The organism is Candidatus Neptunochlamydia vexilliferae, from assembly GCF_015356785.1.
Classification (GTDB): Bacteria; Chlamydiota; Chlamydiia; order Chlamydiales; family Simkaniaceae; genus Neptunichlamydia; species Neptunichlamydia vexilliferae.
This window is the reverse complement of record NZ_JAAEJV010000015.1, coordinates 1-20,369: the sequence shown is the minus strand read 5'-3', so window position 1 is coordinate 20,369 and position 20,369 is coordinate 1. Positions and strand designations below refer to the sequence as shown.

Annotated in this window: 23 protein-coding genes; 17 read left to right on the top strand and 6 right to left on the bottom strand. The window is 48.3% G+C overall.

Annotation, left to right across the window (positions count from 1 at the left end; genetic code table 11):
* Positions 1 to 15: 15 nt before the first annotated feature.
* The 3 genes from NEPTK9_RS04055 (at position 16) to NEPTK9_RS04045 (ending at position 2,851) form a co-directional block, all read left to right on the top strand.
* Complete coding sequence (locus tag NEPTK9_RS04055) at positions 16 to 2,121, top strand: LPS-assembly protein LptD (protein WP_194847550.1); 2,106 nt, start codon at positions 16 to 18, stop codon at positions 2,119 to 2,121.
* A 91-nt stretch (positions 2,122 to 2,212) separates the two neighbouring features.
* A complete protein-coding gene (locus NEPTK9_RS04050) occupies positions 2,213 to 2,494 on the top strand; it encodes a type II toxin-antitoxin system RelE/ParE family toxin (RefSeq protein WP_194847549.1) in 282 nt (93 codons plus the stop codon).
* A 12-nt stretch (positions 2,495 to 2,506) separates the two neighbouring features.
* Positions 2,507 to 2,851: a HigA family addiction module antitoxin gene (locus tag NEPTK9_RS04045; protein ID WP_194847548.1), complete on the top strand. Its 345-nt coding sequence runs from the start codon at positions 2,507 to 2,509 to the stop codon at positions 2,849 to 2,851.
* Here the strand turns inward: NEPTK9_RS04045 and def are convergent, their stop codons facing one another.
* The 3 genes from def to tpiA all read right to left on the bottom strand — a co-directional run bounded on the left by def (position 2,852) and on the right by tpiA (position 4,585).
* Positions 2,852 to 3,382 carry a peptide deformylase gene (gene def, locus NEPTK9_RS04040; protein WP_194847547.1) on the bottom strand — a complete coding sequence of 177 codons (531 nt, stop codon included), beginning with the start codon at positions 3,380 to 3,382 and terminating at the stop codon, positions 2,852 to 2,854.
* Positions 3,379 to 3,669: a preprotein translocase subunit SecG gene (gene secG / locus NEPTK9_RS04035; RefSeq protein WP_194847546.1), complete on the bottom strand. Its 291-nt coding sequence runs from the start codon at positions 3,667 to 3,669 to the stop codon at positions 3,379 to 3,381. Before secG ends, def begins: the two co-directional genes overlap by 4 nt.
* Positions 3,670 to 3,835: 166 nt before the next feature.
* Positions 3,836 to 4,585: a triose-phosphate isomerase gene (gene tpiA / locus NEPTK9_RS04030; protein ID WP_228547019.1), complete on the bottom strand. Its 750-nt coding sequence runs from the start codon at positions 4,583 to 4,585 to the stop codon at positions 3,836 to 3,838.
* A 234-nt stretch (positions 4,586 to 4,819) separates the two neighbouring features.
* Here tpiA and NEPTK9_RS04025 point away from each other — a divergent pair, with 234 nt between their 5' ends.
* From NEPTK9_RS04025 to NEPTK9_RS03995, 7 genes are all read left to right on the top strand, one after another.
* The gene (locus NEPTK9_RS04025; RefSeq protein WP_194847545.1) at positions 4,820 to 5,221 is read left to right on the top strand and encodes a hypothetical protein; all 402 of its coding nucleotides are present in this window, start codon (positions 4,820 to 4,822) and stop codon (positions 5,219 to 5,221) included.
* Positions 5,222 to 5,224: 3 nt separating this feature from the next.
* Entirely contained in the window at positions 5,225 to 5,560 is a 336-nt protein-coding gene (locus NEPTK9_RS04020) for a hypothetical protein (RefSeq protein WP_194847544.1), read from the top strand.
* Positions 5,561 to 5,583: 23 nt separating this feature from the next.
* Complete coding sequence (locus NEPTK9_RS04015; protein ID WP_194847543.1) at positions 5,584 to 5,907, top strand: hypothetical protein; 324 nt, start codon at positions 5,584 to 5,586, stop codon at positions 5,905 to 5,907.
* A 199-nt stretch (positions 5,908 to 6,106) separates the two neighbouring features.
* Entirely contained in the window at positions 6,107 to 7,441 is a 1,335-nt protein-coding gene (gene xseA / locus NEPTK9_RS04010; RefSeq protein WP_194847542.1) for an exodeoxyribonuclease VII large subunit, read from the top strand.
* Entirely contained in the window at positions 7,431 to 7,661 is a 231-nt protein-coding gene (xseB, locus tag NEPTK9_RS04005) for an exodeoxyribonuclease VII small subunit (protein ID WP_228547018.1), read from the top strand. Before xseA ends, xseB begins: the two co-directional genes overlap by 11 nt.
* Complete coding sequence (locus NEPTK9_RS04000; RefSeq protein WP_194847541.1) at positions 7,645 to 9,519, top strand: 1-deoxy-D-xylulose-5-phosphate synthase; 1,875 nt, start codon at positions 7,645 to 7,647, stop codon at positions 9,517 to 9,519. Before xseB ends, NEPTK9_RS04000 begins: the two co-directional genes overlap by 17 nt.
* Complete coding sequence (locus tag NEPTK9_RS03995; RefSeq protein WP_194847540.1) at positions 9,516 to 10,355, top strand: NAD(+)/NADH kinase; 840 nt, start codon at positions 9,516 to 9,518, stop codon at positions 10,353 to 10,355. Before NEPTK9_RS04000 ends, NEPTK9_RS03995 begins: the two co-directional genes overlap by 4 nt.
* A 2-nt stretch (positions 10,356 to 10,357) precedes the next feature.
* Here the strand turns inward: NEPTK9_RS03995 and NEPTK9_RS03990 are convergent, their stop codons facing one another.
* From NEPTK9_RS03990 to NEPTK9_RS03980, 3 genes are all read right to left on the bottom strand, one after another.
* Positions 10,358 to 10,579, bottom strand: coding sequence for a hypothetical protein (locus NEPTK9_RS03990; protein ID WP_194847539.1), 222 nt, complete (start codon positions 10,577 to 10,579; stop codon positions 10,358 to 10,360).
* 82 nt (positions 10,580 to 10,661) lie between these two features.
* Positions 10,662 to 11,684, bottom strand: a complete 1,023-nt coding sequence (gene cydB, locus NEPTK9_RS03985) for a cytochrome d ubiquinol oxidase subunit II (RefSeq protein WP_194847538.1) — start codon at positions 11,682 to 11,684, stop codon at positions 10,662 to 10,664.
* 165 nt (positions 11,685 to 11,849) lie between these two features.
* Positions 11,850 to 13,268, bottom strand: coding sequence for a cytochrome ubiquinol oxidase subunit I (locus NEPTK9_RS03980; RefSeq protein WP_228547017.1), 1,419 nt, complete (start codon positions 13,266 to 13,268; stop codon positions 11,850 to 11,852).
* A 46-nt stretch (positions 13,269 to 13,314) separates the two neighbouring features.
* Here NEPTK9_RS03980 and cdaA point away from each other — a divergent pair, with 46 nt between their 5' ends.
* From cdaA to NEPTK9_RS03945, 7 genes are all read left to right on the top strand, one after another.
* Positions 13,315 to 14,112 carry a diadenylate cyclase CdaA gene (cdaA, locus tag NEPTK9_RS03975; protein WP_194847537.1) on the top strand — a complete coding sequence of 266 codons (798 nt, stop codon included), beginning with the start codon at positions 13,315 to 13,317 and terminating at the stop codon, positions 14,110 to 14,112.
* Complete coding sequence (locus NEPTK9_RS03970; RefSeq protein WP_194847536.1) at positions 14,109 to 15,359, top strand: YbbR-like domain-containing protein; 1,251 nt, start codon at positions 14,109 to 14,111, stop codon at positions 15,357 to 15,359. Before cdaA ends, NEPTK9_RS03970 begins: the two co-directional genes overlap by 4 nt.
* Entirely contained in the window at positions 15,322 to 16,476 is a 1,155-nt protein-coding gene (locus NEPTK9_RS03965; RefSeq protein ID WP_194847535.1) for a glycosyltransferase family 4 protein, read from the top strand. The genes NEPTK9_RS03970 and NEPTK9_RS03965 overlap by 38 nt, the downstream gene beginning before the upstream one ends.
* A complete protein-coding gene (locus NEPTK9_RS03960; protein ID WP_194847534.1) occupies positions 16,473 to 17,714 on the top strand; it encodes a lysophospholipid acyltransferase family protein in 1,242 nt (413 codons plus the stop codon). The genes NEPTK9_RS03965 and NEPTK9_RS03960 overlap by 4 nt, the downstream gene beginning before the upstream one ends.
* A 161-nt stretch (positions 17,715 to 17,875) precedes the next feature.
* Positions 17,876 to 18,556: an RsmE family RNA methyltransferase gene (locus NEPTK9_RS03955; protein ID WP_194847533.1), complete on the top strand. Its 681-nt coding sequence runs from the start codon at positions 17,876 to 17,878 to the stop codon at positions 18,554 to 18,556.
* A gap of 396 nt (positions 18,557 to 18,952) precedes the next feature.
* A complete protein-coding gene (locus tag NEPTK9_RS03950; protein WP_194847532.1) occupies positions 18,953 to 19,474 on the top strand; it encodes a TrmH family RNA methyltransferase in 522 nt (173 codons plus the stop codon).
* Positions 19,471 to 19,764, top strand: coding sequence for a hypothetical protein (locus tag NEPTK9_RS03945; protein ID WP_194847531.1), 294 nt, complete (start codon positions 19,471 to 19,473; stop codon positions 19,762 to 19,764). The genes NEPTK9_RS03950 and NEPTK9_RS03945 overlap by 4 nt, the downstream gene beginning before the upstream one ends.
* Positions 19,765 to 20,369: the final 605 nt, after the last annotated feature.

The window sequence follows — 20,369 nt, the reverse complement described above, 5'->3', positions numbered from 1 at the left end:
TGACATCAGGTGGTCATGAGGGGTATACTCATTAGCATGCGCGCTTATTTTCTTCTCTTCCTTTTGCTCCTCTTGCCCCTATTCGGGGACCAAGAGTTCACCGTGCACCTAAAAGATCCCGAATACCAAGGAGGGGTCGTTTCAACCAATCAGGGCGGAGTCATCTCTTCGCCAGAGCTGCGGATCCAAGCCCGCCACATCTTCTACACCAACAAGATGGAAAAGGGAAAGCGGATCCACCAGGTGGTTGCCGAGGGCGATCTCATGCTAGAAAGTGGGGGACGGGTCTATGTAGGACAGCGACTCGAGTATGACTTCATCACCAAAACAGGGGTCGTTCATGAAGGGGTGACGGCTGTTGATATGTGGTTTTTAGGGGGAGAAAAAATCCGCCTCAATAGCGACAAAAGCTTTTATCTCTACAACGCCTTTGTCACCACCAGTGAAAGTAAAAAAAGTGATTGGAAAATCCAGTCGAGAGAGCTCAAGATCACCAAGGATCGCCTCCTTGCTGCTGACAATGTCACCTTCCGCTTCTTCGACACTCCGATTTTGTGGCTCCCCGCCTTTAAAAGTAACCTCAAGTCAACAGGAGATTCCCCTGTCCGTTATAGTATCGGCTGGGAAAAGAAACTCAGCCCCAAGCTTGGGATGCGCTACCGGATCTACTCTTGGGAACAGTTCGACCTCTTCTTTAAACTCAACGTTCGCCCCACTAAAGGGGTTGGAGGCGCACTTGAGTCAGACTACCACTCCCTCGATAAGCGGAAAGAGTTTCGCACGCGTAGCTATCTCGATCATGATGTCTTCTTCCGGGATACCAACTCCAAAAAGGCCCGCACCCACTACCGCCTCCAAGGGATCTATAAAGCAAAAACGGAAGATGAAAACACCCAGTTTTATGCCACCTATGACTGGCTAAGCGACCGCAATATGCAAACCGACTTTGGAAGTGAAAACTTTGAGCTAGGCCCTGCCAAGCAAACCCGGCTGGAATTCCGGAACTATCAAGATTGGATGATCGTTGGGGTCGACGGAAAATTCCGTGTCAATGGCTTCCAAGGGATGAAGCAAAAGCTTCCCGAGTCTTTTTGGACTCCCCGCTCCTTTGAAATTGGCAATAGCGGCATCATCTCTGAAAACCGTTTTAAAGTGGCCTATCTTGACTATGTCTCTGCCCGCGATATCGAATCGGCTGTTCCCGACTTTAACGCTGCCCGCCTCTCCACCTACAACCAACTTTACCGCCCCTTTTCCTTCCGCGGCTTTACCCTCACCCCCCTCATCGGCGCCAAAGGGGTTTTCTACAGCGATAGCCAAAAAGATCGGACCGCAGCCTTAGGAGTCCTCACCTATCAGCTCCTCCTTGATCTGACCCTCAAAAAACACTACCAAACGGTCCGCCATGTTCTCAAGCCCTATGTCTACTATAATGGGATGACCCATCCCACTATTTCACCTACGACTCCCTACATCTTTAGCACCCAAGATGGCTTTAACCGCTTTAACATTATCCAATCGGGGGTGCGCAACCTCTTTTTCTCTAAAAAACATCCCCTCTTCGATCCCAATATCGTCGTCGATCTCCATGCCTATGCCTTCTTTGGTGACTCGACGTTTAAGAAAACCATTCCCAAGCTCCGCGGCATTTTCATCTGGAACTTCCCCTCTTGGAAGCTCACCGGTCGCGTTGGCTGGAACATCGAAGAACAAACTCTCAACTACGCCAACGTCGGGCTTGCCTGGACAATCAACGAGAACTTTGCTTTTAAGACCGAGTTTCGCCATCGGGGACGGTTTGACTGGCGGGATAATGATCCCGACAACTTTATTATGGAGGTGACCCGTCCCATTTCAGAGCTTCTTGACTCTCCCCTTTCCGATGGGCGCAATACGCTCCTTTCCCGCCTTCAAATCAAGCTCGCTCCCCAGTGGACCGCCCGTCTCGAGTCCCACATCGGCTGGGGACGGGGTGGCGAACCGAACTACAACGAAGCAAAGGTCGATCTGATCACCACCATTAGCACCAGCTGGCGCCTCCGCCTCACAGTCGCCCATACCTTAACACCCGAGCGTAACGACGACCAGGTCTATGGCGCCATCTCCGTGGTGAAGCAATAACAAACTGGAAACCAGTCGATTAAAAAATATTTCTCCAACGCTTGACATAATGTAACCATATAGGTTACAATAAGAGAAAGTAGAAAACTACATGGCAATTAAGAAATTCAAGCACAAGGGACTGAAAAAGTTTTTTGAGTCTGGCATTAAGGCCGGTATTCAGGCAGCACATGCAGCTAAAATCGAACTTATTCTAGACCTTCTTGATGCAGCCCAGGAAGCTAAGGATATGAATTTTCCCGGGTCAAATTTTCACCCTTTAAAGGGTGACTTAAAAGGTTTTTTCTCTGTTCATGTGAACGGGAATTGGACAATAATATTTCGCTTTGAAAAAGGCGATGCACATGATGTAAATTTAATCGACTACCATTAGAGTGAGTTAGTTATGAAGCGGAAAAGAAAACCAACTCATCCAGGAAAAATCTTGGATGAACTTTATATTAAGCCTCTTGATCTTAATTTGCAGAAGCTTGCAGATAGGTTGTTGATTGCACGGAATACATTATTTAAGATTAGGACTGGTAGAGCAAGTGTAACTCCTGCAATAGCAATTGCTTTATCAGAAGCCTTTGATACGACTCCTCAACTTTGGCTTAATTTGCAGCAAACTTATGACTTATGGGTAGAAGAAACAGAGTACGAACACGATTTTATCCAACCAATTCTTAAAAATGGTAAGTTCATTTCAATCAAAGAAAATGATGAAATGACCCGAAAAATCCCTGCATAATTAAGGATTATATTTTTTCTTAAGTTTGCGGAGGGCAGGATCGATCTTTTTCCGCCGGTTGGGGTGGATCCGATCGATATGGAGAACTCCATTGAGGTGATCATTCTCATGCATCAGGTTCCGGGCCCTCCAGCCCGTCGCTCGCTCAGTCTGGATATTCCCATCAAGGTCCATCCACTCCACATCAATCTCTAAAGGACGGGTCACCTTTTCATAAAGGCCAGGAATCGAAAGGCACCCCTCTCCATGGGTATCCATCTCCTTGGAGGGGTTCGAGAGTTTGGGGTTGATGTAGATCTTAGGAGGGCAGAGGATCGGCCACCCTTCGGCGTCAGCTCCATTGTCATAACGGGAGACAAACATCCGCACGGTGTAGCCGATCTGAGGAGCCGCAAGACCTGCCCCATCTTTTTCTAGAGCGGTCTCGATCAGGTCTTGGGCCAGCTGACGCATATCTTCGGTGATCTCAGTGATCTCGGTGCACTTAGTCCGAAGAGCAGGATGGCCGTAGTAGACAAGATCGCGAATCATGGACCCTCTTCAATGGTTACACCCATGGGAGCTTTGGCAGCAGAGCGCCCGATAGACGACGACCATATAGAGAGAACGAGGCAAACCAGAAGAAAAAATCCCGCAAGGTAGGCGGTAAACTTCTTCAGGACCGCCGCTGTCGACGTTCCAAAAAGGGAATCGCTTGCATCTCCTCCAAAAGAGGCGCCCAGCCCCAAGCTCTTGCTCTCTTGAATCAAGATCACAAAGCAAAGGAGGGTGCAAAGTCCCACGAATAAAAATAAAAAGATGTAAAAAAGTACGCTCATTAAGAACCTTATCCTGTGTTAAAAAATTTAATTGATTTCTTGAATTTTTGAGCAGATTTTGAAAGTCTCCATTGAGTACATTGTCCATGAGACAAGGGCTCAATGGAGACTTTCAAAAGGTGCCAAAAAGGCTGAAATAAAGAAATTAATTTGACGCAGGATAGGTTCATATTTCCTTGATAAGTTGTGCAAATGACTCGACCTTGAGGGAAGCGCCCCCCACTAAGGCCCCGTCGATATCGGGCTCTGCCATAAGAGCCTTGATGTTGTCAGGTTTGACCGATCCTCCATAGAGAAGAGGCAAGCGGTCAGCCACCTCATCGCCCCATTTTTCCCGGACGAAGGTGCGGATCAGGTGATGGGTTTCCTGCGCGATGTCTGGAGTCGCTGTCTTTCCCGTTCCGATCGCCCATACCGGCTCATAAGCAACGGCAAGATTCCCTAGATCCCCTCCCGAAAATCCCTCAAGGGCCTTCCCGAGCTGCTCGGCAAGAACCTCCCGCGTCATCTCTTTGTCCCGTTGCTCCTGGGTTTCCCCAATACAGAGAATCGGCAAAAGCTCTTCCTTAATCGCCCACTTCACCTTCCGGTGAATGGTTGCATGATCCTCGTGAAAAATGGCCCGCCGCTCCGAGTGCCCCACCAATACAAAGGTGGCACCACACTCCTTAACCATCGCCGACGAAATCTCTCCCGTATAAGCGCCGTGGGGATATTCGCTCATATTCTGCGCTCCCACCTGGAGGTAGCTCCCTTCAGCACTCTTCGCCGCCACCTCTATCGAGGTGAAAGGAGGAGCAATCCCAATAAACGTGGTGGTTTCTCCAATCTGAGGGAGGAGGGCAGCCACAAACTCAGCCGTCTCCTTTGTCCCCATGTGCATCTTCCAGTTTCCAACGAGAAATTGTTGTCTCATAATTAACCATTTTTTTTGATTCCCCCAGGATAACATTTTTTTTGTTAACGTTCAACCGAAGATTCGTGCAAATTTTTCCTCGAGGAAACCCTTGCTATTTCTCCTCTGATCGATTGGGACGTGTCATTAATGGCACGCCCTAGGCACCAGAGATTCATGCAAATTTTTCATTGAAATGAAAAATTATTTCTTGGTACGATTATTTCGATTTAACGCAAAGGTCGAGGAAGTACCATGTTAAAGAGATTTTTTTTGCTATTCTGCTTTATCTTTCCTGGAGCCCTTTTTTGCTCTGTAACTCCACAAACTCTTCACATGAGCTATCTATTAGCAAAGTCAGGGTTTGGGAAAGAAGCTGAAGAGGTTCTTGCTAGTTGCTTTGACCAAAAGACCTATATTACTGATTTTTTGGCAGATCAATTTGTAAAATGGTCAACAGATAAAGAATCCGAAATGGAAGACTCTTTTAATAAATCAGCATTTTATGTTGTCAAAGGGAATAGACTTTCTTCAATAAAAGCCATTAGAAAACACTTTAGATATGCTGAACCAGAAACAGACCGATTTGCAGAGTCCTTCACAGATTGGGGAATAGGACTCATAAAGATAAACTCAGCATTACAAAAAGTGGAGTGATAGATGAAAAAATTACTGATTTTATTTTCTTTATCTTTTTGTTTTACCGCATCCAATCTTTCTGCTACTGAGGAAGCCCAAACGACTGAGACTGAAACTAACCAACAAGAAGAAACCTCAGAAAAGCCTTACAGCAGTGGAGAGATTGCAATGGATGTTATGAAGGGTGTTGTTGCATCAGCCGGGGCAGGAGTTGCTGCTGCAAGTGGTAACATCCCCGGTACTATCGGTGGAATTATCATTGGAACAGAAAAGTTCTTAGATGCTGCCAATAAGTATTCCGAAAATTTAGAATATGAAGAGAGCGAAGGGGATGAAGAATATGAAACGTACGAATAAGTTAGGAACAGGAGCTATTAGTGATGCTTGAGAAAATACCTTTTATTGTGCTTATCACCCTTATTCCTTACCAAGCCTGGCGCATTTTCAAGGCCAAAGACTATAAAAGACGAGTCCTCGATATCTTAATTGGTGGAGTGATTGGTTTCATATGTGCAACCAGCTGGCCGATTTATTTAAGCACTTGGCTAAGCTTTTCTGGAATAAGCCTCCTTTTTTCAGGAGTTCTAGCCTTCGATGCTCATAAAAATAAAAACTCCATTTACTATTTCACTTCGATCATTCTTTTTATTATCTCAATAATCTTTTTCTTACTCTATTTTTTCGATATTACCTTTGGAAAATAGCCCTTGCTATTTCCCCTCTGATCGATTGGAGCGTGTCATTAATTACACTTCGTTGCCTTAGTTTTTCATGAGGAAAATTTCATCGTTGCCTTCCTTCGAGAGCCCAATTCGGGCTCCCTGCATCAGGCGCCTTGAACTTTTCTCCCCTGAAAAACTCTTTCAACTTGTTTTAATTAATGACACGCCCTAATCTTTTAACATGACGAAGACTCTAACGGTCACAGAACTCACCTTGGCGATTAAGCGGGAGCTGGAGCCCCGCTTTGCTCAGCTGCAGGTGCAAGGAGAAGTAACCAACCTCAGGCAGCAGGCCTCGGGCCACCTCTACTTCAGCCTCAAGGATCGGGATGCCCAGATCTCGGCGGTCCTTTTCCGCGGCAATGCACAGCGGGTCGCCCGCCTCCCTAAGGCAGGCGACCAGGTGATCGTCCGAGGAGAGCTGAGCCTCTACGCCCCACGAGGAAGCTACCAGATCATCGTCCGGGAGCTGGAACATGCGGGGGTAGGCGAGCTCCTGCTAAAATTCCACCAGCTCAAGGAGGAGCTTAAGAGACGGGGATGGTTCGCCCCCGAGCATAAAAAGCTTTTACCGAAGTATCCAAAGACAATTGGGGTCGTGACGAGTCCTACGGGGTCAGTCATCCAAGACATTTTGCATGTGCTGAAACGGCGCTTCCCCCACTTCCACCTGATTTTAAATCCTGTCCGGGTTCAGGGAGCAGAAGCGGCAAAAGAGATTGCAGCGGCGATTAAAGAATTTAATGCGCACCACCTCGTCGATCTGATGATTGTGGGACGGGGCGGCGGTAGCTTGGAGGACCTTTGGCCCTTCAACGAGGAGGTTGTGGCAGAGGCAATTTTCCACTCAAAGATCCCGGTCATTTCAGCGGTGGGGCATGAGACCGATACAACGCTGGCCGACTTTGTCGCCGATGTGCGCGCCCCCACTCCATCAGCTGCTGCGGAGATTTCTGTTCGGGAATACAGCGCCCAGATCGACTTTTTAAAAGGGGCAGCGGCGCAGCTCGACCAGTTTTTAAAACGGCACATCGCCCACAAAAAAGAGCTGGTAGCCGGGGCAAAGCGCCATCCCTTACTCGCCTCCCCCTATGGGGTTTTAAAAGAGCATATCCAGCGGGTGGACGACTTTTCAACCCGGATCGATCAGGCGATCCGCTATAGGGTGGGACAGGAAAAACTTCGCTTAACAGCTGCGAGTCGGGCGATTGAAGGGAAAAAACCGACGGCGCAGCTCATCCATCTTAAGGAAAAATTAGGCCGTTTTCAGGAGGGGGTTGGGGTGGCAATGGCTCACCTCCTAAGGCGAAAAAAAGAGCGCCTCGCCCAGCTTATAGGCCACCTCGATGCGGTCAACCCAGAGACAGTCTTAAAAAAGGGGTATTGCATTCCCTTTGCGGAAAAAACAAATTCGGTTATGCTGTCATCCAATGCCATAGAGAAAGGTGAGAGAATTTCTCTCCGCTTCCATGATGGAAGTATCAAAACACGAGTTGAGGAGATCAATGGAGTTTGAAAAGGCCTACGAAAGACTGGAACAGATCTTAGGAGAACTAAATAGCGGCGAAACGCCCCTTGAAAAATCGCTTGCGCTATATGAGGAGGCGAACAAACTCATCACCCTTTGTTCGTCAAAACTAAGCCAGGCGGAGCAAAAAATTGAAACCTTGATCAAAGGACGAGGAGAAACCCCTCAGACAGCCCCCTTTGCCGCCGCCAATGACACCTATCCTTGACACCCTCACCCATCCTCAGCAGCTTAAAGAATTCTCCCATGGGGAACTTAAAAGGCTTGCCGAAGAGATCCGCGTTCGCGTCATGGATGTCTTGTCGGTCACAGGAGGACACCTCTCTTCGAACTTAGGGATCGTCGAGCTGACCATCGCCCTCCACCGGGTCTTTAACTCCCCTGAAGATAAATTCATCTTCGATGTCGGCCACCAGTCCTATATCCATAAGCTATTAACGGGACGTAACCCCCTCTTTCCCACCATCAGGCAGACCGATGGCCTTTCAGGATTTGTCCACCCCCCCGAATCTCCCCACGACCACTTCTTTACCGGTCATGCGGGCAATGCCCTTTCGCTTGCTCTGGGAATGGCAAAAAACCGGGACCTTAGAGGACAAGAAGAGACGATCCTCCCCATCCTCGGCGATGCAGCGCTCACCTGCGGCCTCACCTTAGAGGCGATGAACAATATCCCCCGCAAGACGAAAAAATTTCTCGTTGTCCTCAATGACAATGCGATGTCGATCTCCAAAAATGTCGGGGCAATCACCGGGATCCTCAGCCGCTTTTTCAATAGCCCCACCGCCAATAATATCTACGAAGAGCTCACCGAAATTGTTTCGAAGATTCCGGGGTATGGAGAAACCCTGGCTAAACAGGGAAATAAGATGAAAGAGTCGATGAAAAACCTCATCAGCACCGCCCCTTTCTTTGAACAGTTTGGCCTCTCCTATGTCGGCCCGATCGACGGACACGACATCAAGAAGCTGGTTGACACCTTCGAAGCCCTTAAAGAGGTGGAACATCCTACCCTTGTCCATGTCCTCACGGTCAAAGGGCAAGGGATGCAAAATGCGATTAACAACCCCACCCCTTACCATGGTGCCAAGCCCTTTAACCGGGTGACCGGAGAGTTCCTTCCCCCGAAAAGCTCCACCCCCTCCTTCCCCAAGGTTTTTGGGAGCCACCTCCTAAAAATGGCCGATGAAGATCCGAATATTGTTGCCATTACCCCCGCGATGCCGGTCGGTTCTTGTCTCGACCCCTTCATGAAAAAATATCCTGAAAGGTGTATCGATGTCGGAATTGCCGAAGGGCACTCCCTCACCTACGCCGGCGGAATCGCCCGGGAAGGAAAACTCAAAGTGGTCACCTCCGTCTACTCCTCCTTCTTGCAGCGGGCATTCGATAGCGTCTACCACGACATCTGCGTCCAAAACTCCCCTGTCGTCATCGCCATCGACCGCGCCGGCCTTGCCACAGGCGACGGAGTGACTGCCCAAGGACTTTATGACATCTCCTACTTGGGTAGCATGCCCAATATGGTGATCGCCCAACCTAGAAATGGCCACGTTCTCAAAGAACTTTTCGAAAGCGCTTTCGACTGGAGGTCCCCCGCAGCCATCCGTTATCCCAATCTCCCAACAGATGAAGATGTAAAGCCGCTTTACAAACGTCAAGTTGGTAAAGGAGAAGTCCTCGCAGAAGGGAAAGACGTGGTCATTCTCTCGCTAGGACATCTAGATCAGGTGGCCTTAAAAACGCGCGAACTTCTTGCTGAGGAAGGGATTTCTGCAGCGGTCATCGACCCCGTCTTTATCAAGCCCCTTGACAAAGAGCTCCTTCTCCGTTACTTCCAAGAGGCAGAGATGGTCGTGACCATCGAGGAACATGCACTGCAGGGAGGACTTGGCTCAATGATCAATACCTTTATTCTCCAAAATGAGCTTTCCCACCTCCGGGTGAAAAACTTTGGAATTCCCGATCAGCTGATCGAGCATGGGAAGCATAGCGATCTTCTAGAGCGGTATGGGATCACCCCAGAAAACATTGCAAAAGCTTTGAATGTCCAGGTCGCTTCATGATCATTGCTCTCTTCCCCAAAGTTCACGAAAAAGAGGCGAAAAAGCTCGCTGAAGAGGCTCTTGCATTTCTCACTAAAAAGGGATGTCAAGTGGTGGTTGAAGATGACAAAGCAGAGGCGCTTAGGACTGACCCTCTTTCTTCGGTCGATCCCCAATCGATTGAGGTCCTCATGACAATGGGAGGTGATGGTTCGATCCTTCGGGTGGCCCATCAATACTCCCACCTAAGCGGCGCCATCCTTGGGATTAACCTCGGGCACTTAGGCTTTATGGCCGATGTTCCCATCCCCGATATGCTCTCCAGCTTAGAAGATCTTGTCAGTGGCGCCTATACGATAGAAGAGCGGCTGATGTTTGAAGGGAAGTCAAGCGGTGGACAAACCTTTTTTGCGATGAACGACTGTGTCCTCCACCGGGCACGCACCCCCCATCTCGTTGAAGTCTCGATCCATGTCGATGGTCTTTTCCTCAATACCTTCCAAGCTGACGGAGTGATCATCGCAACCCCGAATGGCTCGACCGCCTACTCCCTTGCCGCCGGGGGGCCGATCATCAGCCCCACCATCGATGCCTGCGTCCTCACCCCCATCTGCCCACACACCATCTCGAACCGGCCAATCGTCTTTACCCCTAAGGAAAACATCGAGATCACCTACCACGGTCACACAAGTCTCATTGAGTTTGTCGCTGATGGCCTCCACCACTTCGAGCTCAAGCCTGGCGACACGATCACCCTCACCAAGTCAACCCGTACCTTCAAGCTGGTGAGCCTTAACCGCACCGACTACTTCTCGACCCTCCGCCACAAGCTGGGGTGGTCCGGGAAGTTGCGCTAATTTTACTTGGCTTCTCTGTCTTCAAACTTGAAGACTTTTTTTGGAACGAGATATCCCTCAATCGAGGACAGACGTTGATTGTTATTTTTTAATTCATTTTCCATGACAGATAGACGTGTTTCCACAGAACTAACCCTTTCAGAAAGCTTTTCAAGCTTAGCGATTAGATAGATAAAAAATGCGGCAAATATACAGATGATTGCAAAAGACTGAGTCCAATCCATAGTTAACCTCTGTTTATGGCTTTATGGTACCATAGTGCCTCGGAAACTTCAATATATTTTTTAAGTTCTGAAGTTTAGGGGGTCAATAGCTTGCTTCGTCGAGGGAAACCTTCCCTCGGAAGATCCGGTAGATCCACCAGCCGTAGCCAAGGACGAGGGGGACACCGATAATCGCTACGATGAGGACCACCTTAAGGGTGTTGAATCCGGCCGAGGCGTTGAAGAGGGTTAGGCTATTTTGGGGGTCGAGGGTAGAGCGGACGAGGTTAGGATAGGTTCCAATCCCAAACAGGGAAAAGAGAAGGGCAATACTGGCGCACGAGGAGAGGAAAGCGGTTCCATCCCACCCGCGCTTAACGCAAGCGGGGATGTAGGCAATGGCCAAGGCTGCCAAAAGTCCCACACCAAAAAGCCAGGGGTGCTCCTTCATCACTGCGATCATATGAGGCTGGTGAACAAGGGTGGAAAAGGTGACGAGGACATAGAGGATCACAAAAAGGATAATGGCAGGGTTGACCCACCGGCGGATCCGCTCGTGCATCTCCCCTTCGGTTTTCATGAGCATAAAGATCGCCCCATGCATCGAAAAGAGAGCCACACCGGTGATCGCTACAAGAACGGTGTAAGGGGTGAAAAAGCTCCAAAAGTTCCCATAGAAAATCTGATCCTTATCAATGGGAATCCCAATAATGAGGTTGGCCATCATGATCCCAATGATAAAGGCGATCAGGTAGGATCCCAAGCTAAACATCACATCCCAAAAGGAGCGCCACCGAGGAGACTCTTGCTTGGAGCGGAACTCGATCGCCACAGCCCGGAACATGAGCCCCGCAATGAGGATCATGATGGGGGTGTAAAAGCCAGAGCAAACGGTGGCATAAACGGGAGGAAAGCCAACAAAAAGGGCTCCAAAGGCGATGACCAGCCACACCTCGTTCCCATCCCACACGGGGCCAATCGCATTGAGCATCACCCGCCGCTCAGTGTCGCTTCGGGTAAAGAGATGGAGGCACCCCACCCCAAGATCAAATCCATCGAGCACAGTGTAAAAAATGACACTCGCTCCAATCACTAAATACCAAATCACTTGAAAAGCTTCGAACATGAACCTATCCCTAAATTAAATCGTTTTTAATTTTCCAAAATTTTCTAGCAGGTTTTTGTCGCTCTATTTGAGCACATTGTCCAAAAGACAAGGGTGAAACATAGAGCGGCAAAAAGATGCAGAAAAGGGGGAAAGGAAAAATGATAGAGTTTAGGGATAGGTTCATTATGTTGCTCCTAGCTTATAAGGGTCGCGGTAACCAATATCTTCTTTAGTTTCTTCGGGGCCATGTTGGATCTTCCGATTGAGCAGAAAGATAAAGAGGGAAAAGAGGCAAATATAAATAAAGCTAAACATGATCAGGGAGCCGATCACCTGCCCCCGGTCAATGGAAAGGGAGGTCCCATCTGCGGTCCGAAGAACGTTATAGACGATCCACGGTTGCCGCCCCATCTCAGCGGTAAACCATCCCGCCTCATTAGCAACGAAGGGAAAGAAAACACTGAGGACAAGGTAGCGGTGGATCCACTTCCCCGTCTCAAAGGTTTTCCTCTTCCAAAGGATGAGTCCTAAAACCGCCGCAATAAACATCCCAACCCACATGTAGATCATGAGGTGGTAGGTTTGAAAAACAGCGTTGACCATCGGCCAATCGTCTTCGGGAAATTGATCGAGCCCTGTAACGGGGGTCTCGGTATTGCGGTAAACAAGAAAGCTTAAAAGACCTGGCACTTGGAGGGCTTTTACCGTACGGGTTTTACTATCAGCCCAGCCGATCAGGTTCATCGCGGCATGGGACTCTGTCCGATAAACCCCTTCCATCGCTGCAAGCTTGGCGGGCTGGTATTCGGCAACTTTCCGCGCCGAACTGTCGGCAGAAACGAGCTGCAAGATGACCATCACCGAGGCAATGGTGAGCCCAACTTTTAAGCTGACTTTGGCAAAGTCGGTGTGCCGCTTTTTGAGAAAGTAGTAAGCCGAAATGCTAATGACCATGAAAGCGCCGGTAAGCCAACACCCAATAAGAACATGGGTGAGCCGATCGAGGAATGTGGGGTTAAAGATCATCCCCCAAAAGTCGGTCAGGGTCGCGCGCGCTTCTCCCATGACTTCCTCTATTTTATACCCTGCTGGGGTTTGCATCCACGAGTTGGCCGCTACAATCCAAGTAGCGCTAAAGTGAGCCCCAAAGGCAACACAAATCGTTGCCAAATAGTGGATCCCCGGGCGGACTTTGTTCCACCCAAAAAGCATCAGTCCAATAAAACCAGCCTCCAAAAAGAAGGCAAAGACCCCTTCTGCAGCAAGGGCACTTCCAAAGACATCCCCCACAAAGCGGGAGTAACGGGCCCAGTTGTTTCCAAAGGCAAAAAGCTGCACCAGTCCTGTTGCCACCCCAAGGGCAAAGCTCAAGGCAAAGATCCTCGTCCAAAAGATGGTGATCTTTTTGAAGCGGGGATCTTTGGTTTTAAGATAAATCCCCTCCATGATCACAATGACTAGGCTCAGTCCAATGCTAAGGGGAGGATAAAGATAGTGAAAGCCTGCGGTTAAAGCAAACTGAATGCGTGAAAGAGCGGTTACATCCATGAAATACATCTCAAGTTTTTCGTTCACGTTAGTTGTTGAAAAAATATTTGTCAATTCATCTCTTGTCAGCAACTCAATAAAGACCTATAATGCGAGAGTTATGGCGTTCTACTATGCGATCAGTCCCTTCATAGAAATTGCGATCATTGCGATCATGATTAACTATATCCTTTCGTTCTTCTGGAACACCCGCTCGATGGACCTCATTTTGGGGCTCCTTGCCTTCCTTGCGATCTTTGCCTCCTCCTCGGTTTTCAACCTCCCCGTCCTCCATAAGCTGATGCTCGATATCTTAAGCGTAGCGGTTATCGGGATCTTGATCATCTTCCAGCCCGAGCTCCGCGTTGCCCTTTCGAAACTCAGCCTCAAAGGAAAACGGTACAAAGAGATCACCGAGTTTGATAAATTTTTAGAGCAGCTCACCGCCTCGGTCTACCGCCTCTCCGATAAAAAAACAGGGGCAATCATCGCGATTGAAAATGAAGATTCTCTCAACGACTTTGCCCTAAAAGCGGTGCTGCTCAACGCCAACTTCTCTCCCGAGCTCCTCGAATCGATCTTTGCACGGACCACCCCCCTCCACGATGGAGCGGTGATCATCCACGATTTAACGATCGTGGCAGCCGCCTGCATCCTCCCATTAGCGGAAGATGGTGTCCAGGTCTCCCGGTCGATGGGAACCCGTCACCGCGCCGCCCTTGGGGTGAGCCAACTGACCGACGCTCTCCTGGTTGTTGTTTCGGAAGAGACCGGGCGGGTTTCGATCGCCCGAGATGGGATCATGACCCGAGGGCTTAAAAAAGACCGGTTTCAAGGAATTATCCGAAGCATCTTCAACCCCCCAACAAAGAAGACCCTCCCCTCCCGCTTTCAGCTTAAGGAGTGGATCAAGAAATGAAAAGCCTCTTTAAGAAACTTTTCCTCGAGCACCGGAACCGGAAATTACTCGCAATCATCTTAGCCATTGCCGTTTGGTTTTTGGTCAATAATACCCTCATCACAAGCAAAACTGTGATCAATGTCCCCGTCAAAATTGAAAACATCCCCCCAGGAAAAACGGTTGAGGGGATCCAGTCAAATGGCTTTTTAACCAAACGGGTCAACCTCACCATTGAGGGAAATAAAAAGCTCCTGAGCGAACTCAATTCTAACGATCTTCAGGTGGTTTTTGATGCAACGGGAAGGGAAGGTGAGTGGATTGCCTCGATTAATAAGAAAAATCTCCGCTCAGACAACCCCGACGTCAACGTCTCACAAGGAATCCGCAAAGTTTCACAGCAAAACTTCATCATCAAACTGACAAATCTCATGTCAGAAAAAATCCCGATTATCATCACCAAACCGATTGGAGAAGCTCCTCGAGGCTATCAGTTTATCGATGTGTGGCCCTATGAGCTTTCAGTGACCGTGAGTGGCCCCGCAAATGTGGTCAAAAATCTTAAGCACCGGGGACTCAAGCTCACCTTTAACCTCAACGATATTACCAAGGGGCAGCTCGACCAATTGACCTCTAAAGATACCGATGAACACAAAGATGTGGTCAGTTTCTTTGTGCCGAATCACTGGAAGCAGATCTCCCTTCCCCTCCTTTCCTCCACCCCGATTGAGATCAATGACACCAATGCAAAGTATCTCCGGATCGATTTCTTGCGCTACGGAGTGCTCGAATATCATACGCCCGTTCCCATCTCTTTATACTACCCCCCTAGCCAAGAGGGAACGATCAACCCCTCCAAGGTCAACCTTACGACAAGTGAGCTGATTCAAAACCGTGGCGGAATAAAGATGATTACCCCTCCCCTCTATGTCAAAGGGGTGAGTGCCCTCTTCTTAGACGTTGTTAAGGAGATGGTCGAACTCACCGTCATCGTCAATAAAAACAAAAAGGGATGCCTTGACTACAGCATCCAGTTCATCAATGCCAAAGCGCTTGAAGACCGGTATGTCCGCCTTTTAACCTCTGATGCCTCCGATGAAGAGCTCCGTAATCTTCAGCCCCAGGTTAGAGATGACTATTTGCGCAACCGCTTCCGTAGCTATATGAACCGCTTCCAATTTTACAGAACAGAGCACGACCTCCTCGATCTCTGCCCCAAACTTCAGGGAAATGCCGTCTCGATCACCGAACAAAAAGCCGATGAATAACTTCCCTAAAGTCACCCTCCTTACCCGCCACTATCGGTCCCGCGGAGGGCTCGAAAAATGGGCAAACCTGCTCGCCCAAGGATTTGCTAAACGGGGCTGCCCTGTCGACATTTTGACAGCCGACGCCGCCCCAACAACCCCCCTTCATCCCTTGATGAACATCCACACTCTCCCCCTCACAAGATGGGGGAAGATGAAAGCCTTTGACCGGCAGTGTCAAAAGTGGGCAAAGTCCCCCATTATTTTTGGGATCGATCGGACCACCCACCAGACCCATCTCCGCGCTGGCAATGGGGTCCATAAAACCTACTTGGAGCAGCGAAAAACCTTTGAAAACTACTCCCCCCTAAAAGAGGCGCTAAACCCCCTGAACAAAACGATTCTCCACCTCGAGAAAAAAGCCTTTGAAAGCCCCCTTCTCAAGACCCTTTTCACCAACTCCCATATGGTGAAAAATGAGATCTTGCGCCACTACAACGTCTCCCCTGAAAAGATCGAAGTGATCCACAATGGAGCCCACTTAAAAGAGAAGGATTTTAATGAGTGGACACTCAAAAAACAAAAGGTGGCAGAGGAGCTTTTCCTCGATCCGGCAAAGTACCATTTCCTCTTTGTGGGGAGTGGCTACCAGCGAAAAGGGCTCTCCTTTTTGCTCAAAGCCCTTTCCCTTTTGCCAAACCGCGACTTTCACCTCTCCGTTGTCGGAAAAGAGCGAGAAATCGAGCGGTTTATGACCTGCGCCAATCAGCTCGGCCTCTCAAAGCACGTGAGCTTTTTCGGTCCCAGGGCTGATGTGACCCCTTTCTATCAGCTCGCCGACTCCCTTGTCATCCCCTCGATCTACGACCCCTTTGCCAATGTGACTGTCGAAGCCCTTTCGATGGGTCTTTTTGTCGTCTCCTCAAAATATAACGGAGGATATGAAGTCCTCCAAGAAGAAAGTGGAACGGTCATCGAAGCCCTTCAAGACCCCGACTCTTTAAAAGAGGCGCTGATGACCGCGATGATGCACCCAAAAACGTGGGTCCGCTCCCAAACGATCCGAGAAAGTGTGAAGCATCTCGACCTTTCAAACCAAGTATCCTCCATCATCGACCTCACATTAGAGCGCTTATGAACTTATCCTATATTGCCATTCGGACCCTTACCTATCCTTTTAGCATCCTCCCCTTCCGAGCGATCCACCTTCTTGGAAAAGGGCTTGGCACCCTTGCTTATTTCGTCATGACAAAGTATCGGAAAAGAACCCTCTCTAACCTTGCCCTAGCGGGGATTCATCCCCTCAAAAAAACGGCGCGCAAAGCGTTCCAAAACCTAGCCATTACCTGCTTAGAGTACCCCAAATTTTCCCGCTTGAAACAAAGTGGCAAGATCATCCACTGTGAAAATCCTGAAATTGCCCAAAAACTGATCGACGCAGGAACCGGCGTGATCTTCTTTTGTGGCCACCAAGCCAACTGGGAGCTCCTCTTCTTTGAAGGGACCGAGCGGATGCCCGGAGTGGCCATTGGCCGCCCGATTAAAAACAAAGCCCTTTACGACTGGGTCGTTGCCATTCGTGAAAAGTTTGGAGGAAAGATCATCACCCCCAAACAAGGACTTAAAGAGGGACTCCGCGCCCTTCGGCAGGGAAAATTCCTCGGCATCGTGGGGGACCAAGGGATGCCAGAAAGCCCCTACGCCTTTGACTTCTTTGGTAAAAGAGCGTGGACCACTCCCCTTCCCGCCATTCTCTCTTACCGGACAGGGTGTCCCATTATGACCGCCACCATCCGAAGAGAAAAAGGGAAGTATCTTATCCATTACTCCGACCCGATCTGGCCCAATAAAGAGGAAAAGCTCGAAAGCGAAATTCACCGGATGATGAAAAGTGCCCTTGCGATTTTAGAAGAAGACATCGAGAAAAGGCCTGGGCAGTGGCTCTGGCAACACAACCGTTGGAAACAAGAAACTCCCCTCAACGTCTACTACCGGTTCCGCTGGGATACGATTCTCATTATCCTTCCCCAAAACTTTGACCTCTCGGTCCTAGCGACCTTCCGCGAAATCTACCCCCAAGCCTTCATCACTCTCCTTGTGCCCAAGGGGACCGAAGTCCCTTTAGATGACGTTGAGGTCATGACCTATGAAAACGAAAGCGACCTCTTTATCACCGACTACCGGTTTAAGCTCGTCTTTAACTTCACCGCAGTCAGCGCCCTCCACCCCCACTTCCTCAAACAAAGTGCCTTTAAGGTGCTTGATCTCAAAGGACTCAAAAAAGCTGCTCGTGAACACCTTCACCCAGGCGACCCCCTTCCCCTCCTCTTAAAGAAGGCGCTCACCCGCCCCAATACACTATGGAGCCAGTTATAAAATTCCTGATGATCGCTTTTCGGCTCTTTTCACAAATTTTGCTTTTTGATGCAATCCCCCTACCCTAAAGGGTATGTGAGCTTGCATCAAAAAGCAAAATTTGCAAAAATCTTCCAAAAATCGATTAATCAGTAATTTTACAACTGGCTCTAGGAAAAAAGATGCCTCATGACCGCTTTTACATCAATGCCCCGTTAGAAAAAAAGGTCCTCCTTACGGGAGAAGAGTTTTCCCACCTTACCCGCGTCATGCGGAAAAAAGAGGGGGATACCATCGAGCTCGTCAATGGGAAAAATGTCCTGGCAACCAGCACCATCGAAACAATCACCAAAAAAGAGGCGCACATTACGATCGGCCAAAGTACAACCCATCCTCCAGCCCTTCCGTCCCTCACCTTGGTCCAAGCCCTTCCCAAACTGTCTAACCTCGAGCTCATCCTCCAAAAAGGAACCGAGCTGGGGGTGTCGACCTTTGCCCTCTACCCCTCTGCGCGGAGTGAAAAAAAAGAACTTTCTAAAAATCAAGAAGCGCGCTTCCATCGGATTATTATCGGCGCGATGAAGCAGTGTGGCCGCTTGGACCTTCCTCAGCTCACCTGGGGTTTCCCAAACATTGAGGGGAACGCTTACTTTGGAGACTTGAGGAGTGGTGCGCCTGCCCTCTCATCTGTTAGCAAGCTGCCCGCTACCCTTATCATTGGCCCTGAAGGGGGCTTTACCGACGATGAGGTCAAGCACCTCGAAACCCTGGCCCAAGGGGTCCGCCTCGCCTCCTATACACTCCGCACAGAAACCGCTGCTCTTGCGGGGATCTCAATTTTAGCAAGTTCTTACTCGCTTTGATATCCTCCTCTCCCTAAAGGAAGAGGACTCCCAGGCTGTCTAAACACTAGCTAAGGAGTTGAGAAAGTCCACTCCTCCATCTGTTCATTCATAATTGCTGGGAAAAGCCTCAGGACTAGAAAATCCATTGTAATAAAACTCCTAAAGCTTTACAATAGCCTTTTAATAAACGGGCATGATAAAGAATTAGAGTTTTCCAAGGTCAGCGGCTTAGATTAAGTTTATTAAAGAACGTTTCTATCCAGAAGATAGGAGCGTGCACCTGATGAAGGAAAATCGATTCTTAAGCTTATTTGTGTATAAAGCTGGATAACTCAGTTGTTAGAGCAGAGGACTGAAAGTCCTTGTGTCGCCGGTTCGATTCCGGCTCTAGATTTTTTTTTACGGGAGCTTAATGTGAGTGAAACAAAAAACATACAGCTAGACCATGTGCACCATTTGCCAAGCTTTAAAAAGTATCCTCTTTCATTGTTTGCCCATAATATTGACATCCCAATGAATGTTGGTAGCTTATTCCGCATAGCAGATGCATTTGGCATCGAAAAAATTTATTTATCTGGTTCGTCCCCTACCCCTCCAAATAGCAAAATTCGAAAAACTTCAAGAGCAACTGAAAAGTATGTTTCTTTTTCTTTTGAAAAAGACCCACTCTTTTTGTTGCAAAACCTAAGGTCTCAAGGATATACAATCTTAAGCCTTGAGATTACTTCTGACAGTGTTGATATCAGAGAGCTATCCTTTGCTCATTATGAGAAAATCTGTTTGATTATAGGTTCTGAAAATACAGGTGTAAGCCAAGAGTTCTTAGATCTATCAGACAAAGCGGTTCATATTCCAATGCTGGGTCATGGTTCGTCTATGAACGTAGCAACCGCTTGCTCTATAGCGATTTTTGAAATCATAAGGAGTCTAATGTGAAGGAAGTACAATTAACCAGTGAACAGTATACCAAGGGTTCCAATACCATAAATTATGTGGTCTATAGAAGGTCAGATGGAAGAGGTAGGGATGAAGTTTTGCAACATAAAATTGGAGGGACTTCAGAAACTGCCCATGTTACTCTACACCCGGACGGCACAGTTAATTTTCGGATTATTCGGTTTAAAAAATACCTAGAAGAGGCGATTAAAAATAATTTACAAGGCTATACTCCTAAGCTTTCATATGATCTTCGCAAATTTATTATGAGAGTAAGTGAAAAGCTTTAAGCTTTATACTCAAACAACTTCAAAACTTGGTTTTAGCAATATGGCTGAAACCCGAATCGGTGACATGTAAGGATTATCGATCATATCTACGATTTCGTTGCTTCTCCAAAGCTATCGCACTTGGTGTCTAAAGTCTGCAGAAAAGCTTTCTTTTCGTTGAGTTGGGTTGCTTAGGAGCTGGGCAAGAATAACTCATGCATTTCTGCAACCATAACATCTTCATCTGCTTTGTTGCAACTCCTTGAAAGCTAATAACCTGAATTTCGATTTTATTTCATTCAACCTCAGGGGATTTTAGCTTTCTTTTCTCTTTTTTGATCTCGGAAAGGGCCATTTAGACCCTTACCTTCGATCAAAAAGAAGAAAATTTAAGCAAAACTCCCTCTGGAGCTGAGCAAAATAAACCCGAAATTCAGGTTAATAAGCTTCCTGCGGATTTGCGCCGCGCAGTTAGGACATCCTCGCAGAGCGAGGAGCTTAACGGTGAGGAGCAGCCCCAAGGGCTGCCGGTAAGCTTTACCCCCATTTAACCAAAAAGGGACTGGCAGACAGGGGTGCCTCAAAGGCACCGGTTAACTAAAACGATCCTTGTTCTCCACAACCTT

Bases quoted from the DNA above. Each gene is read 5' to 3' on its own strand.
- NEPTK9_RS04055 (WP_194847550.1), top strand. From the start codon at position 16: ATGAGGGGTATACTCATTAGCATGCGCGCTTATTTTCTTCTCTTCCTT.
- NEPTK9_RS03990 (WP_194847539.1), bottom strand. From the start codon at position 10,579: ATGGATTGGACTCAGTCTTTTGCAATCATCTGTATATTTGCCGCATTT.
- NEPTK9_RS04015 (WP_194847543.1), top strand. From the start codon at position 5,584: ATGCTTGAGAAAATACCTTTTATTGTGCTTATCACCCTTATTCCTTAC.
- NEPTK9_RS04025 (WP_194847545.1), top strand. From the start codon at position 4,820: ATGTTAAAGAGATTTTTTTTGCTATTCTGCTTTATCTTTCCTGGAGCC.
- NEPTK9_RS03955 (WP_194847533.1), top strand. From the start codon at position 17,876: ATGCCTCATGACCGCTTTTACATCAATGCCCCGTTAGAAAAAAAGGTC.
- tpiA (WP_228547019.1), bottom strand. From the start codon at position 4,585: ATGAGACAACAATTTCTCGTTGGAAACTGGAAGATGCACATGGGGACA.
- secG (WP_194847546.1), bottom strand. From the start codon at position 3,669: ATGAGCGTACTTTTTTACATCTTTTTATTTTTATTCGTGGGACTTTGC.
- NEPTK9_RS04020 (WP_194847544.1), top strand. From the start codon at position 5,225: ATGAAAAAATTACTGATTTTATTTTCTTTATCTTTTTGTTTTACCGCA.
- cydB (WP_194847538.1), bottom strand. From the start codon at position 11,684: ATGTTCGAAGCTTTTCAAGTGATTTGGTATTTAGTGATTGGAGCGAGT.
- NEPTK9_RS03970 (WP_194847536.1), top strand. From the start codon at position 14,109: ATGAAAAGCCTCTTTAAGAAACTTTTCCTCGAGCACCGGAACCGGAAA.
- def (WP_194847547.1), bottom strand. From the start codon at position 3,382: ATGATTCGCGATCTTGTCTACTACGGCCATCCTGCTCTTCGGACTAAG.
- NEPTK9_RS03965 (WP_194847535.1), top strand. From the start codon at position 15,322: ATGCCGTCTCGATCACCGAACAAAAAGCCGATGAATAACTTCCCTAAA.
- NEPTK9_RS04050 (WP_194847549.1), top strand. From the start codon at position 2,213: ATGGCAATTAAGAAATTCAAGCACAAGGGACTGAAAAAGTTTTTTGAG.
- cdaA (WP_194847537.1), top strand. From the start codon at position 13,315: ATGGCGTTCTACTATGCGATCAGTCCCTTCATAGAAATTGCGATCATT.
- NEPTK9_RS04000 (WP_194847541.1), top strand. From the start codon at position 7,645: ATGACACCTATCCTTGACACCCTCACCCATCCTCAGCAGCTTAAAGAA.
- NEPTK9_RS03960 (WP_194847534.1), top strand. From the start codon at position 16,473: ATGAACTTATCCTATATTGCCATTCGGACCCTTACCTATCCTTTTAGC.
- xseB (WP_228547018.1), top strand. From the start codon at position 7,431: ATGGAGTTTGAAAAGGCCTACGAAAGACTGGAACAGATCTTAGGAGAA.
- NEPTK9_RS03995 (WP_194847540.1), top strand. From the start codon at position 9,516: ATGATCATTGCTCTCTTCCCCAAAGTTCACGAAAAAGAGGCGAAAAAG.
- NEPTK9_RS04045 (WP_194847548.1), top strand. From the start codon at position 2,507: ATGAAGCGGAAAAGAAAACCAACTCATCCAGGAAAAATCTTGGATGAA.
- xseA (WP_194847542.1), top strand. From the start codon at position 6,107: ATGACGAAGACTCTAACGGTCACAGAACTCACCTTGGCGATTAAGCGG.